Source organism: Burkholderia sp. Bp8963 (genome assembly GCF_003854275.1).
Taxonomy (GTDB): Bacteria; Pseudomonadota; Gammaproteobacteria; order Burkholderiales; family Burkholderiaceae; genus Burkholderia.
In genome coordinates, this window is the sequence record NZ_QTQP01000002.1 from 1 (window position 1) to 12,974 (window position 12,974).

General features: G+C 57.9%; 15 protein-coding genes. 3 read left to right on the forward strand and 12 right to left on the reverse strand.

The window, feature by feature from the left end:
* Window positions 1–397: 397 nt before the first annotated feature.
* Window positions 398–862 (forward strand): 3'-5' exoribonuclease, encoded by a 465-nt coding sequence (locus DID96_RS01870; RefSeq protein WP_124597584.1) that lies wholly within the window; start codon window positions 398–400, stop codon window positions 860–862.
* Between the two features lie 103 nt (window positions 863–965).
* Here DID96_RS01870 and DID96_RS38180 read toward each other — a convergent pair whose 3' ends face one another.
* Complete coding sequence (locus DID96_RS38180; RefSeq protein WP_185732152.1) at window positions 966–1,301, reverse strand: hypothetical protein; 336 nt, start codon at window positions 1,299–1,301, stop codon at window positions 966–968.
* Between the two features lie 429 nt (window positions 1,302–1,730).
* On the opposite strand from DID96_RS38180, the gene DID96_RS01880 reads away from it, so the two are divergent.
* Window positions 1,731–1,967 carry a hypothetical protein gene (locus tag DID96_RS01880; RefSeq protein WP_260463780.1) on the forward strand — a complete coding sequence of 79 codons (237 nt, stop codon included), beginning with the start codon at window positions 1,731–1,733 and terminating at the stop codon, window positions 1,965–1,967.
* 176 nt (window positions 1,968–2,143) lie between these two features.
* On the opposite strand, the gene DID96_RS01885 is transcribed toward DID96_RS01880, so the two are convergent.
* From DID96_RS01885 to DID96_RS01925, 9 genes are all read right to left on the reverse strand, one after another.
* Entirely contained in the window at window positions 2,144–3,145 is a 1,002-nt protein-coding gene (locus DID96_RS01885; protein WP_124597585.1) for an NADP-dependent oxidoreductase, read from the reverse strand.
* A 55-nt stretch (window positions 3,146–3,200) separates the two neighbouring features.
* Window positions 3,201–4,184, reverse strand: a complete 984-nt coding sequence (locus DID96_RS01890; RefSeq protein ID WP_124597586.1) for an NADPH:quinone oxidoreductase family protein — start codon at window positions 4,182–4,184, stop codon at window positions 3,201–3,203.
* 123 nt (window positions 4,185–4,307) lie between these two features.
* Complete coding sequence (locus DID96_RS01895) at window positions 4,308–5,171, reverse strand: alpha/beta fold hydrolase (RefSeq protein ID WP_124597587.1); 864 nt, start codon at window positions 5,169–5,171, stop codon at window positions 4,308–4,310.
* A 70-nt stretch (window positions 5,172–5,241) separates the two neighbouring features.
* Window positions 5,242–5,823: a TetR/AcrR family transcriptional regulator gene (locus tag DID96_RS01900; RefSeq protein WP_124597588.1), complete on the reverse strand. Its 582-nt coding sequence runs from the start codon at window positions 5,821–5,823 to the stop codon at window positions 5,242–5,244.
* A gap of 45 nt (window positions 5,824–5,868) precedes the next feature.
* A complete protein-coding gene (locus tag DID96_RS01905; protein WP_045579693.1) occupies window positions 5,869–7,119 on the reverse strand; it encodes an NADH:flavin oxidoreductase/NADH oxidase family protein in 1,251 nt (416 codons plus the stop codon).
* Between the two features lie 6 nt (window positions 7,120–7,125).
* Complete coding sequence (locus tag DID96_RS01910; RefSeq protein WP_124597589.1) at window positions 7,126–7,524, reverse strand: helicase; 399 nt, start codon at window positions 7,522–7,524, stop codon at window positions 7,126–7,128.
* 56 nt (window positions 7,525–7,580) lie between these two features.
* Window positions 7,581–8,426, reverse strand: a complete 846-nt coding sequence (locus tag DID96_RS01915; protein WP_124597590.1) for an alpha/beta fold hydrolase — start codon at window positions 8,424–8,426, stop codon at window positions 7,581–7,583.
* A 246-nt stretch (window positions 8,427–8,672) separates the two neighbouring features.
* On the reverse strand, window positions 8,673–9,461 hold the full coding sequence (locus DID96_RS01920) for an SDR family oxidoreductase (RefSeq protein ID WP_124597591.1): 789 nt from the start codon (window positions 9,459–9,461) through the stop codon (window positions 8,673–8,675).
* Window positions 9,462–9,517: 56 nt separating this feature from the next.
* Window positions 9,518–10,600 carry an alkene reductase gene (locus DID96_RS01925; RefSeq protein ID WP_124597592.1) on the reverse strand — a complete coding sequence of 361 codons (1,083 nt, stop codon included), beginning with the start codon at window positions 10,598–10,600 and terminating at the stop codon, window positions 9,518–9,520.
* Window positions 10,601–10,732: 132 nt separating this feature from the next.
* Between DID96_RS01925 and DID96_RS01930 the strand changes: the two genes are divergently transcribed.
* The gene (locus tag DID96_RS01930) at window positions 10,733–11,362 is read left to right on the forward strand and encodes a TetR/AcrR family transcriptional regulator (RefSeq protein ID WP_124597593.1); all 630 of its coding nucleotides are present in this window, start codon (window positions 10,733–10,735) and stop codon (window positions 11,360–11,362) included.
* Window positions 11,363–11,447: 85 nt separating this feature from the next.
* Here DID96_RS01930 and DID96_RS38185 read toward each other — a convergent pair whose 3' ends face one another.
* The gene (locus DID96_RS38185) at window positions 11,448–11,624 is read right to left on the reverse strand and encodes a hypothetical protein (RefSeq protein ID WP_185732153.1); all 177 of its coding nucleotides are present in this window, start codon (window positions 11,622–11,624) and stop codon (window positions 11,448–11,450) included.
* 161 nt (window positions 11,625–11,785) lie between these two features.
* Window positions 11,786–12,775 carry an alpha/beta fold hydrolase gene (locus tag DID96_RS01935; RefSeq protein ID WP_260463781.1) on the reverse strand — a complete coding sequence of 330 codons (990 nt, stop codon included), beginning with the start codon at window positions 12,773–12,775 and terminating at the stop codon, window positions 11,786–11,788.
* Between the last annotated feature and the right edge of the window lie 199 nt (window positions 12,776–12,974).

Here is a 12,974-nt window from a genome sequence, read left to right on the forward strand (position 1 = left end):
CCTTGAATTCCATTGCCGCCCAACTCTCCGTTGCTCGTGCCATTCGCGCGTCATGCAAAAAGCAAGAGTAAACGGCAAGCCGCGAAAGTTTACAAGCCGCTCACGCCGACTTGTGTGTAATGGAATGCTCTAAAATACCCGAAAAACGGACAATCAATTTCCCTTTATTTTCATACGCTTAGCCGAATGTGCGCTGTCCATTTTTTCTTACGCACAAATGGACATTCATGAGCCCACCGTCCGTTTCTATCCTGCATTGACCGCCCCGTGCTCAAGTAAATGCAACATGCTCCAATCAAGCCGCGCCGTCGCGACTCACGGCGTTCAGCATCGTCTATCGCGCACTCAGCGGATGTGTGAACATTCTTCCGGAGTAAGTTCGTCGGGGAGATAAGTTATGCCGTTCCATGTCTTTGTTGACACTGAGTTCACTGATTTCATCGATTGCGACCTTATCAGCATCGCTCTCGTTGCCGAAGACGGTCGTGAGTTCTACGGTGAACGCTCAGATTTTGATCTATCAAGCTGCAGCGAATTCGTCCGTGCGGCGGTGCTACCTCAGCTTGGGCAATTCCCCGAGCAGGTGTATTCCCGCGAAGCCTTACGGTGCGCCCTCCTGACATGGCTATCGCAACTGGAGGACGAACTCCCTCCTCGTATGCTGTGCTTCGACTACGGCGGTGACTGGGAACTGCTAGTTGATCTTCTGGGTGACGTTCCCTCTGGCTGGCTTGCGTGCCGTCTCGGCGAAGAGGCATTAGATATACATCGCATGGAGATGTACTTCAAACAATACGGTGGTCGGCACCACGCACTCTTCGACGCCCGCGCAAACTGTTATGCGACTCAAGGCCGACTTTAAACACCGCATTGTTCAATCCAGCTCAAACGGCAGAACCTATCCTTCGAATGGAAAGTGCACATACTGTCACATCAATGCAATTCTCGAAGCCCCGAAATCATATTTACTCGTCACGAATAATCACACCCCAGCGCCTCACTTTAATTCTGTTAATCAACGACCGCTTCCCAATAGTCGTTAGTGCTGCGGTGACATTCTCATTGACCTGCTCTCGGTACTCCAAGCCGACCGGAAGACGCAATATTCCATTTACAAGCTTCTGTAAAGCCGGCCCTTGGTTCGCCATCAGCAGATCTACGATCTGCGCCGGCTGAGCACGAACGAAAGCCGGAACTATACGATCGTCCCACTGTTCGTTTTCGACGATGATCGTTGCAGCCTGCTCCAAAGACAGCGCATCTTCGGAGCTGTTAAACGCTTCAAGACAACGAGCCCGCAAGCGTGGATCCCCACTTGCCTACTACGTTGTGTATCGGAGCGACTGCTCCGCGCTACCCAAACTCACCACATTCCGCGATTGGCTACTTGAAGAGGCTGCAGCCTAGCCAGTGCTGTGTCGCCAGGGCGTAACGCTCGCGGACAGATCACCTTTGTGGTGCTGGCGTCGACCGCGCTCGCGGCAACCAGACCAACGCGATGGCGGCCAGCACTACTGGAGGAATGATCAACGAGGTGACGACAACCAGATCGCACCAACACATCGAATGCCGCATTTCCAATCAAACCAGCTACCCGCAGCGTACATGCTGGCCTGACTGCAGTGCCACCGATGTATCTAGGAATGCTTGGATGACGCCCGGTCCGCGGCGCGCCCCGAGCCACGGGAATGCGCTGCACCGGCTATCCGTTACCCGATCCGGAACAGCGAATGCAGATCATCCTTGAGAAGATCGAACACTTGCGACGCTCGACAGGGAAGGTTATCGAACTCGAAGAAGGTAGCGCAACGGGCCTTGCGGAACGCACTGACCTGGATCTGCGCCAACTTCATCGCATCGTGATCGATGCGTTCGCGATTGCGCTCGCGACCAGAAAAGGTATTGCCACGCTGGCGCTATCACCCCCGGCTAAGCGACACGCGATCGGGTTCACGCGTCATGGATAGATGGCTGTGCAGCATTGCCGCCGAATCCTCGTTCAACGGGGTACGCATCGGGAAAATCACGCTCGCTCCCGTGTGTGCGGTCGACGACTGGCGCCAGCTCGCCCAGGGTCAGGCGTATCGAGAGTCTTGCATCATTGCCGAGCTCGGCACGCCTCAACAATCAACCCTTAGGTACCTTACTTGATCTTGACCACGACTTTGCCCTTGGCGCGTCCTTGCGCCAGGTACTCAAGCGCTTCCTTTGCCTGTTCAAACGGAAACACCTTGTCAATCACAGGATGGATGCGTTCTGACTTGAGCAATTTGCCAATCTCGGCGAGTTGAGCGCCGTCAGGGCGGACGAAGAGAAACGAGTAGGTGACGTCCCGCTTTTTCGCAAGACGCATGATCTTACGGCTCATTAGGCCGAATACGAACCTCAGGACAAAGTTCAGCCCGCGAGCACGGGCGAACGCTGCGTCCAGCGGCCCGATAAGAGAGACGACCTTGCCTCCAGTGTTAAGGATTCCGATTGATTTCTCAATCGCATCACCCCTGATCGTGCCAATCACCACATCGTAGCCGCGCAACACTTTCTCGAACTCTTGCTTCTTGTAGTCGACTACCTCGTCCGCGCCCAAGCTTGTAACCAATGGGATATTACCCGTGCTGGTGTTGGTCCCCACTTTAGCACCAAAATACTTGGCCAATTGGATCGCGAAAGTGCCAATACCGCCCGAGCCCGCAGGAATGAACACCTTCTGACCCACCTGAAGATTGGCACGTTCCTTCAGCGCTTGCCACGAAGTGAGTGCGACCATTGGAACTGAGGCGGCCTGCACGAAGTCGAGATTATCCGGTTTTGGGGCTGCTGCACTCTCCGGTACAACAGCGAATTCGGCGATAGATCCTCTTCCAAGGTCGAACAGACTTGCAAAGATAGCGTCGCCTTTCTTGAAGCGGGTTACGCGGCTGCCAACATCGATCACAATGCCAGCCAGATCGCTACCCATAGTTGCGGGCAGTTGGAACTTCAATACGGGTTTGAACATTCCCGTCGGAATCATGTTGTCGATCGGGTTTACCCCTGCAGCGTGAACTTCAACCAGTAATTCATCGGGCTTTAACGTGGGGCGCGGAACTTCGGCGAACCCAATCTCGGGTGATTTGCCATAGCGTTTGAATGTGAGTGCTTTCATGTTGCTCTTACTCCGATGTTGCGTTGTATTGTGAAGGCGCTGGACTGAGCCGCGCTCACGCCCACGGTTGGAGAACTACCTTGCCGGTGGTATGGCGTCCTTCGAGCAAACGATGTGCTTCGGCGGCTTGCGAGAGCGGTAACACCGTTTCTGTTTGCAGCGTCACTTTGCCGGATAAGACCAGTCCGATGAGCTCCGACAGCGTCGACTGAATCAGCTCGGAGAACGCCAGGTACGCGCCGACATAAAAACTGGTGATGGTGAGGTTGGGGACCGTCAGAGTCCATGGATCAATCAGGCTGGATTTGCCACTCGACTGGCCGATGAAGATCAAGCGCCCGAACGGCGCCATAGACTTGAACGCCTCGGCAAGATTGTCGCCTCCGGCTGTCTCCAGGACTATATCGACACCCTTGTCGTTGGTCAGCGTGCGTACTTGAGCGGCCCAATCGGGGGCTGTATAGTCTACGGTCGCATCCGCCCCCAAACTTTCGGCCAAGGCCCGTTTCGCAGGGGTGCTAGCGGCAGCGATGACCTTGCCCGCGCCATAAAGCTTGGCAAGTTGTACAGCGAGCGAACCTACACCGCCCGCAGCAGCTTCTACCAATACAGTTTCGCCAGGTAGAAGTCGAGCTGCCTTGCGAAGTACCAAGGCAGCGGTCAAACCGTGGGCGACCAACGCCGACGCGCGTACCGCGTCGAGCCCGGGTGGCAGCGGTATCACAATGCCAGCTGGCACACGGGCGTATTGAGCATATCCCCCCGCTCCCGGGGCAGCCATCACCGGCGTACCTACAGGGAGCGAAGTCACCGCCTTGCCGACAGCAGCGATTGTGCCGGCCACCTCGGCGCCGAGCATGAACGGCGTGGGGGACGGCTCGGGATAGTCGTCGCCGCGACGACGCATGACATCGGCGAAGTTCACTCCAGCCGCTTCGACGCGAATGAGAACCTCGTCGTCGGCAAGTGAGGGATCTGGCACATCCTCATAAACCAGCGTTTCAGGGCCTCCAGTCTTATGAAATCGAACTGCTTTCATTTCCTTCTCCAAATTTCGGTGATGTTTTCGGCAAAGCGCGTCGTCGACGAATTTTGGTCGAGAATCATGCGCGCTCTGCCGGGGTTCACGAGAATCTTCATACGCCGCTGGACCGCAAAGTATTCATTGCGATAGGAACTCCAGTGCCGTGGGTACGAAGCTGGTGTAATGCTGGAAGATTCCACCATGGCCGGCGTCTTGATAAATGACGAGTTGTGCATCGGGGATGCGGCGGGCCATATCGTGGCTCAGAGCGGTGGGTACCATGATGTCGTTATCCCCATTGGCGATCAGGACTGGCATGGGCAGATTGGTGAGGTCCTGGGGCGCCTGCTGGCCCCAAGCCTTGATCGCCTTGAGTTGATGGAGGAAGGCGCGAGGTGTCGGCCTCTTGTCACGGCCAGTCTTACGTTCCTTCAACCGTTTCAAGAAGGCGCTTGCTGCCCGCCGGCCATTGGTTGTGGAGGTGAAGAACAGATAGGCCTTTGGATCGCGCAGCGTTAGCAGGCCTTTGAGCATCAGTGGCCAAGTTACGGCACCCACACGATCGATGCCGTGACCGCCGGCGGGACCCGTGCCAGTGAGGACGAGCTTGCGCACCATGCCTGGCGCCTTGAGAGCCACGTCCTGCGCCACGAATCCGCCAAGCGAGAAGCCAAGCAGATCGACTCGATCAAAACCCAATGCATGAATCAGCGCAATGGTATCGCGCGCCATCTCCCCCACGGTCACCGGAGCGATACCGCCGGATAAGCCAATTCCGCGATAGTCGACGGCGATAATTCGATGCTTGTGAGCCAAGCCATCGACGATGCGCGGGTCGAAGTTGTCCAGCACGGCCCCCCAATGATTTAGCAAAACTAAAGGAATTCCGCCATGCGGACCCAGTTCGCGGTAGGCGAAGGTGGTTCCAGCCGCCTTGACGAAGTTGTTCGGTGCTCGAGCAAACGACGTCGTCGATTGGGTGTCTGGGTTGATGCTCTTCATCATTGACTCCTTGGGCTCTACTTTCATATGTCGAGCATCATGCTGACGGGTAAAAAAAAGTGGTCGGAATTCAATCCGCGCCGCAAGCAAGATGCTCGAGAGCTGCTTCAAGCATCGAGTCGGACAACGGCTCTTCGTCGACAGCTCGCGCCAGGATCACGGCCCCAATCATCGTTGCCGCGATCGCCAAGGCACGCTTATGCGCGTCGGGCTCGCCCCAATCGGCCGATTGGCGGGAAACAACTTCGATCATGTCTTTGATACGGCGCGTTATGGCGCGTCGTACAGCCGGCGCTTGACGCGGCATTTCCGTTCCCAGTGCGGCGATTGGGCAACCGGCCTCCGGGTTCTTTACATGCTCCTTGGACAGATAAGCTCGTAAGAGCGCCCGCAGGGAATGCTCGGCGGGCACGGCGGCCGTACAGTGCGAAAAGGTGGCGATGGCATCGGCGCCCGCGCGATCCGCCAACTCGACCAGCATTGCCTCTCTTGACGCGAAATGTCCGTAAAACCCGCCGTGGGTGAGGCCCGCTTGCTTCATGATGTCGGCAATGGCGACGCCGTCATACCCGCTGCGACGGATCACGCGCGCGCCAGCGTCGACGATGCGCTCGTGCGTGGCTTCCTTTGATCGGGTGATGGATCGTTTCATTGGACGTTCATCAACGATGAGTATCTAATCGCAAGCGCTCGGCGCTCAACTGCGCGCCCGCAGACGACGCGTGCGAAACGTTCCCCAGCCGCTGGTGAATGCAGACTTCAAGAATGCCGCAAGCCCGCTCTCGCCGGGGCGCGGTTCTCTACCCCTCGCAATGCGCTTGAGCTGGCGTGTGTACCACAGCACCTCCATGATTCCGATGCGATCGATAGCCTTGAGGCCGGTACTGATTGGGTGCACCTGCTGCAGGCTGTCGCGCCCTTGAAGCAACGCGACGGGGGCATCAGGATCGATCGCGAGCAGACGCGCCAAGCCGACCACATCCAGCGCGCTGGAGTGGAGCGCCGCATTCATGCCGGCAGCCGTGCGGAAACCACCGGTCACCATCAGTGGCACTTTGACTGCTGCGCGCACCTTCTGTGCAAATTCAAGGAAGTAGGCTTCTCGGGCCGCGGTGGATTCCTTCTTCGGTTCTCGCATCGCCCCGCTCATGGCCGGTGCCTCATAGGTACCGCCAGAAATCTCGATCAGGTCGATGCCCGCATCGGTCAACGCGCGGATTGTCTCGATCGATTCCTCTTCCGTAAAACCACCACGCTGGAAGTCGGCCGAATTGAGCTTGATGCCAACCGGGAAGTCTGGACCGACCTGCCGGCGGATTTCCTCATATACGGCCAGTACGAAGCGGCGCCGTTTCTCGGGACTGCCACCCCATTCGTCGCTGCGGCGGTTGTGGTGCGGAGAAAGAAATTGGCTAATCAGATAACCATGTGCTCCATGGATCTCTACGCCACTGAACCCGGCCTTCTTGCAAATTGCCGCACTGCGCCCGAAACGTTCGATGATTTCTTGAATCTCGGACGTGGTCGCTTCGCGCGGTGTCTCGAAGAATGCTGCCATGTCCTCGCGGAAAGGAACCGCAGAGGGCGCCAGGTTGAAGGCGTTCAAACCCTTGGTCGACTGCTTTCCGGGATGGTTAAGTTGGACCCAGATCGACGCCCCCTGCGCGGTTGCAGATTCCGCCCATTGCCGCAGCACGGGCAAGTCTGCCTCGTCTTCGATTACGACATTCCCAGGCTCGCCCAAGGCGCGGCGGTCGATCATTACGTTGCCTGTCATGATCAGTCCGAGCCCCGAGGCAGCCCAGCGTCGGTACAACTGCACCAGGTCAAGTGTTGGGCGATTATCGTAGGTGCCCAGGGTTTCACTCATGGCGGCCTTGGCGAGCCGGTTACGCAGAGTGCTGCCATTGGGCAGGCGCAGTGGCTGGTTAAGCAGATCTGGTTTCATGGCAACTCAGAAAACGGTGCGGTCGTAAGGCAAGACGACTTTCGGAGGCTGCAGGAATGCCGTAAGGCCCTGGAACCACAACACTTCCCGGAAGTCACCACTGATGGTCAGGTCTTTACTGCCCACCCCCCGGAGGAAAGCCGCTTGGGCGTCCTTGGCCGACAGAATCTCGAAGCCTTTGGCCGCACTAGTAAAGGTGAGCGTAAATCGAGGAGTCGCTGCCAGCCCCGAAGATGATCGGACGGTGCCATCTTTGATAACAAAGTAGCGCCCGGCACCCGAAACCGTACGAATCTGAAATACCAGGCTCTTGGACTCGACGTAACGCGCGGCGCTGGCGTCGCTCCTGATCTTGCGTCTCAGCATCTGGGCAAACGCCCACAACAGGAACTTGAACTTCAGCATTTCTGACCATCCTTTTGACATGCAAAAAGTGCGTTCGGACTATGACGACCGTCGCGTCACTCGCTCAGGAACTGAATTGCGTGACCCAAGAAGCGTTGCGGGTACTGGAACTGCGCGGCGTGGCCGGCGTCCGGGTAAATGAACAACTGAGCGTTTGGCAAGTTGCGAGCCATGTAAAACGAATTAACCGTCGGGACCATCACGTCGTTCACGCCGTTGAGGATGAACGTCGGCTGCCGGATGCTGCGCAGATACGCAAAAGGATCGTTTTCCGAGAGCCTCGGCATGTACAGCATGTTGGCCTCGATCTGCGCGATCGAGACCTCCGGCGAGGATGGTGGATCTTGGTCGGCTCGCATATGACGCCGCTCCCAGAACTCCCTTGCTGCCCGCTCAGCCTCTGCTGATCGGCCGAAGAATAGGTAAAGGAAGTCTTCGAACGCCGGGACCGGATTAACTGCTGTCGTCAACACGCGCTGCTCCATTTCGGGATTTCCCCCGCGCGGCCCGGTACCCAGCAGCATCAGCTTGCGCACGAGCTCGGGATGGCGCCAGGTCAAGTCCAGCGCCTGAAACCCTCCCAACGAAAAACCCAGAACGTCGATTTGCTGCAAGCCGAGTGCGCGAACGAAGGCCGCCGCGTCATCGGCCATGTCCTCAATGCGAGTTCGTGGTTGCCCGCCGGAGGACGCGACGCCGCGACCGTTGTAGAGAATGACTTCGCGGCTCTGGGCAAGCCCATCCGTCATTAGTGGATCCCAGTTGTCCATGCCTCCGCGAAAGTGCTGCAGAAACAGTAGCGGCGGCTGCGATGAGTCAGCCTTACCCCAGCGGCGGTAGGCGAATCGAGTACCGTCGACATCCACGAAGCGCGTGGGCGTAGTGATATGGTTGTCAGTCATGTATTCACCTATTGAGGACGTGTGTCGAGATGTCGGTCTCGTTGCCGCAGCTTCAATGCGCCAGAACTTCCAACGCTTGGAGGCGCAAAGTCCTCGTGGTATTAGTCCTTCCGCCGTTTTGTGCAATCACCGCGTTGACCTCGGAGAAACGTGAAACAAGCCCGGGGTGTAATATCAGCATGCAGCAAACGGCTCTTCACAGATCAGGCACGACCTGGCTCGCACCAAAAGCGGAAGCGGCAATAGTCAGGCATCGAGCTGATACCACTCAGCCGCGTGTGCTTGTCGAATGTCCGACATCAGTCCCTGACGAGCGCCATCCAGTGCCTCCCACCGCCCGGCCACGTGCAGCGGTGGGATCGTGACCAGTTCGCGGCGGTCGAACCCAATCAGTGCCGCGTCAACTAACTCTCCGACCTCCATAACCTCAGGAAGCGTGTTCACGTCAACTCCGGCGCGCTCCCAGATCTCCGTGCGCGTCGCCGCCGGCAGTACCGCTTGCACGTAGACGCCTTTGGGTGACAACTCGAGGTTCAGGCCTTGCGACAGGAACAGCACGAATGCCTTGGTGGCACCATAGATCGACATGCCGAATTCGGGTGCGAAACCTACAACCGAGCCAATATTGACGATCGAGCCGTTACCGGAATGCACAAAGCGTGGAGCGACCGCGGCAGCCAACCTCGTCAGTGCCGTCGTGTTGAGCGTGATCAGACGCTCGATGCTCTCGGAGGTTTGCTGCAAAAAGTCGCCCGATTGAGCCATGCCGGCGTTGTTTATCAGAACTCCGATTTGATTGTCATCGCGCAGACGAGTCTCGAGCGCGGACAGATCGGCGGCCTGGGTCAGGTCGGCCCGCAGCACTTCTACGGCCACGCCGCTTTCCTCACGCAGACGCTCTGCCAAGGCATCCAGTCGCGCCTTGTCACGGGCGACAAGGACGAGGTCATGGCCACGCCGAGCGAAGCGCTCGGCGTAGGTGGCGCCGATGCCGCTCGAGGCGCCGGTGATGAGGACTGTCGGAAGCGTGGTCATGGGTACTTTCCTTTTCAAGGGTTCTTCTGGCGGTGGCTCAATCAAGGGGGCGGGCCTTAGCCGGAGATCGTCGGGTAATCGATATAGCCCACAGCGCCGCCGCCATAGAGCGTCGCCGGGTTGAGTTGCGTCAGGGGTGCGCCGTGCTTCAGGCGCTCGACCAGATCCGGGTTGCTGATAAACGGACGGCCAAACGCGAACAAGTCGGCTCTGCCCTCATTGAGTTGAGTGGTGGCGAATTCCAGGTCGTATCCGTTGTTCGCCAGATAGGTCTGCTTGAAACGGCGGCGCAGCGCGTCATAGTCGAATGCCGCCACGTCGCGTGGGCCGCCAGTCGCACCTTCGACTACGTGCAGATAGACGACGCCCTGGGCGCTGAGCTGGTCGGCGATGTAGTCGTACTGCGCTTGCGGATCGCTGCAGGAAATACCGTTAGCCGGCGAAACGGGTGAGATGCGCACGCCCGTGCGTTCGGCGCCGATTTCCTTGACCACCGCGCCGACCACCTCGAGCAGCAGGCGCGCACGGTTTTCGATCGAGCCGCCGTAATCGTCGGTGCGATGGTTGGCCCCGTCCTTGATGAACTGCTCCAGCAGATATCCGTTGGCGCCGTGAATTTCCACTCCGTCGAAACCAGCGGTAATAGCGTTGGCAGCAGCCTGTCGAAAATCGTTCACGATGCCCGGCAGCTCGGCGAGTTCGAGCGCGCGTGGTTCGGACACGTCGGCAAATCCGTTGTTGACGAAAGTCTTCGTCTCGGCGCGGATAGCGGAAGGTGCGACCGGCGCCGCACCGCCAGGTTGCAAGTCAGTGTGCGAGACGCGGCCTACATGCCAAAGCTGCACGAAGATGCGTCCACCCTTGGCATGTACGGCATCGGTGACCTTACGCCAGCCAGAGATCTGCTCGGGCGTGTACAGGCCGGGGGTGTCCTGATAGCCCTGGGCCTGAGCCGAAACCTGGGTGGCTTCGGTGATGATCAGCCCGGCCGAGGCGCGCTGGGCGTAGTAGGTCGCGGCATGCTCGCTGGGCACCAACCCGGTTCCTGCACGATTGCGGGTCAGCGGCGCCATGACGATGCGATTGGTGAGCGTCAGGCTACCGAGGGCGTACGGCTCGAAAAGCGATTTCTCTGACATGTTGTTCCAGCGTTCGGTGTTGGGAATGACTCAATGATGATGATCATAATCCAACATGTCAAGACTTTGATGACGACCGACATCAATGTATAGTCGGACTTCATACAGAAACTCGTCCACGGTAGAGGAAAAGTGAAGGTCACTAAGGCACAGGCCCAGGCCAATCGGGCCCACGTTGTTGAAACTGCGTCCACCCTATTCAGGGAGCGCGGCTATGATGGGGTCGGAGTAGCCGATCTGATGGGTGCAGCTGGTTTTACCCACGGCGGCTTCTACAAGCAATTCCGCTCGAAGGCCGATCTGATCGCGGAGTCGGCAGCCTGCGGCATGGCGCAGACCGTTGCGCTATCGGCTGGGGTCGACACATCGGAGTTTGTGCGACTGTATCTCGCGCGCGAGCACCGGGACTCGCGCGGAACCGGCTGCACGATGGCTGCGCTGGGCGGAGATGCCGCGCGTCAATCCGAAGCAGTCCGCGCCACATTCGCGGACGGCATCGAAAGACTGCTGGCGGCGCTGTGCCAAGAGCGTGGTTCGTCGGACGGTGCAGCCTCGGCGGAGGCGCGAGCCAACTGCCTCGACATCATGGCGCATGCGGTCGGCGCCATTGTGTTGTCGCGCGCGTGCCCGGATGATTCCCGACTGGCCGACGAAATCCTAACGGTATGCCGCGACAAGATCCTAGCGACCCTGGGGCCGTCGGCGGCAGCATGCGAACCGGCGCACGATCATGGTAACGACAGCTCAGCTAAGCAAAAGTGACATGGGGCACCGATGGCCCCTTACTGGACGGTGTTGCATTTCAAGGAATGGGGACTTTCAACCACCGATACACGTGCGGGGCCGACTACCGTTCTTGCCTTTGATCATTCGGCTCCAAACCGTCCATGACCCACGCATGGATAGCCGTTAACGTTCCGAGGTCGAGATCCCTGGGATCGGTCGCACCGAAATATTGAACCCATTTTTTGAATATATCGGCCTGCCACACGGCAGACGTGCTACTACGGAAAGTATCAGTCATGATGGAATCCTTATGATTCTTGATGTTCGAAAATGACAGACTGACACCATGCTCGGCGCGAATCGGGAAACTAGCCGTCTGCTGCGTCAAACTTGCCGTTCTTCCCACTACGCAAGCCTGCTTAGGAGGATCGAGCGCCCTTGCGGGCGCCACCTTCAAACTTATTCGCCAAGGAACGCGAGTGCTTTTGGCACGAAGTCCGCGTAGAACTGAAACACACCACCATGGCCCGAATCAGGGTAGATGATGAGCGTGCTGTTCGGCAGGCGCCGCGCCAAATCCTCGGAGTTCTTGCTTGGAACCATCCGATCGCTATCGCCGTTGACAACTAACACTGGGTTCTGCACAACCGAAAGGTTCTGTGGCTCTTTCTGCCCCCATGCGCGAATCGCCTCCAATTGAGCCCCAAAAGCGGTCAGGGAGATTTTTTTGTCTCGGTTTTCCGAACGCTCCTTCAAACGAGCCAGAAACGCCTTTCCTGCTTCGATACCATTTGGTGTTCGGGTGAAAAATAAGTACTGCTTCGGATCCTGGCCAGTGAGGAACCCTCGAAGCATGTCGTAGAAGGTAACGCTGGTCACCGCACTGATGCCCTCCCCGCCGGCAGGCCCCGTTCCCGCGAGAATAATTTTTCGGACGAGTTCCGGCTGCTTCAACACGATTTCCTGTGCAACCATGCCGCCCATCGAAAAACCAAAAAGATCTACTTTTTTGTACCCCATGGCCTTGATGAAGCTAATGGCATCATCAGCCATCTGATCAATCGAATCGGATGGCGAGCCACTGGAGGCTCCGACACCACGATTGTCGAACGTGACCACATGATGCTCCGCAGCGAGGCCGTCCACCACTCGAGGGTCACAATTGTCTAGCACGGCAGCCAAGTGAGTAAGGAAAATCACCGGTGTACCACCATGCTCCTTCCCGAGCTCCCGATACGCGAAGTCCACTCCTCCTGCAGTGATGGTCTGCGTCGGCACGTCCTTCCAATTGACCTCGAGTTCCTGTTTTTGTGTCGGTATGCTGATCTTCTCGCTATCTGACGATACCTCACCTGCCCGAACTGGCGAGGAAATGAGAGTTGCGGCTAGGGCTAGTCCGATGACACCTGACTTCAATAGATGGCGCATTGCATTGATCTCCATGATCATTCTTCGACGACGCTAATAGCGGAAAAATCGTGTCAGCGGTCAAGCCCGCTTGTACTTAGTGCGACACCTGAAGCTGTCCAGCGCCGGTACAGTTCGGCGAGTCTGGGCGTCACATGGTTGTCGTACCTACCCAGTGCCTCACTTAGGGCAACTTGGTGAGCCGGTTGCTGTACACGCTGCCATTGGGCAGGCTCAAGGG

What these genes read in the sequence shown, in the direction of transcription:
- DID96_RS38185 (WP_185732153.1), bottom strand. Translation starts at nt 11,624, where the DNA reads ATGACTGATACTTTCCGTAGTAGCACGTCTGCCGTGTGGCAGGCCGAT.
- DID96_RS01895 (WP_124597587.1), bottom strand. Translation starts at nt 5,171, where the DNA reads ATGAAGAGCATCAACCCAGACACCCAATCGACGACGTCGTTTGCTCGA.
- DID96_RS01900 (WP_124597588.1), bottom strand. Translation starts at nt 5,823, where the DNA reads ATGAAACGATCCATCACCCGATCAAAGGAAGCCACGCACGAGCGCATC.
- DID96_RS01925 (WP_124597592.1), bottom strand. Translation starts at nt 10,600, where the DNA reads ATGTCAGAGAAATCGCTTTTCGAGCCGTACGCCCTCGGTAGCCTGACG.
- DID96_RS01915 (WP_124597590.1), bottom strand. Translation starts at nt 8,426, where the DNA reads ATGACTGACAACCATATCACTACGCCCACGCGCTTCGTGGATGTCGAC.
- DID96_RS01910 (WP_124597589.1), bottom strand. Translation starts at nt 7,524, where the DNA reads ATGCTGAAGTTCAAGTTCCTGTTGTGGGCGTTTGCCCAGATGCTGAGA.
- DID96_RS01920 (WP_124597591.1), bottom strand. Translation starts at nt 9,461, where the DNA reads ATGACCACGCTTCCGACAGTCCTCATCACCGGCGCCTCGAGCGGCATC.
- DID96_RS01885 (WP_124597585.1), bottom strand. Translation starts at nt 3,145, where the DNA reads ATGAAAGCACTCACATTCAAACGCTATGGCAAATCACCCGAGATTGGG.
- DID96_RS01905 (WP_045579693.1), bottom strand. Translation starts at nt 7,119, where the DNA reads ATGAAACCAGATCTGCTTAACCAGCCACTGCGCCTGCCCAATGGCAGC.
- DID96_RS01935 (WP_260463781.1), bottom strand. Translation starts at nt 12,775, where the DNA reads ATGATCATGGAGATCAATGCAATGCGCCATCTATTGAAGTCAGGTGTC.
- DID96_RS01880 (WP_260463780.1), top strand. Translation starts at nt 1,731, where the DNA reads ATGCAGATCATCCTTGAGAAGATCGAACACTTGCGACGCTCGACAGGG.
- DID96_RS01870 (WP_124597584.1), top strand. Translation starts at nt 398, where the DNA reads ATGCCGTTCCATGTCTTTGTTGACACTGAGTTCACTGATTTCATCGAT.
- DID96_RS01890 (WP_124597586.1), bottom strand. Translation starts at nt 4,184, where the DNA reads ATGAAAGCAGTTCGATTTCATAAGACTGGAGGCCCTGAAACGCTGGTT.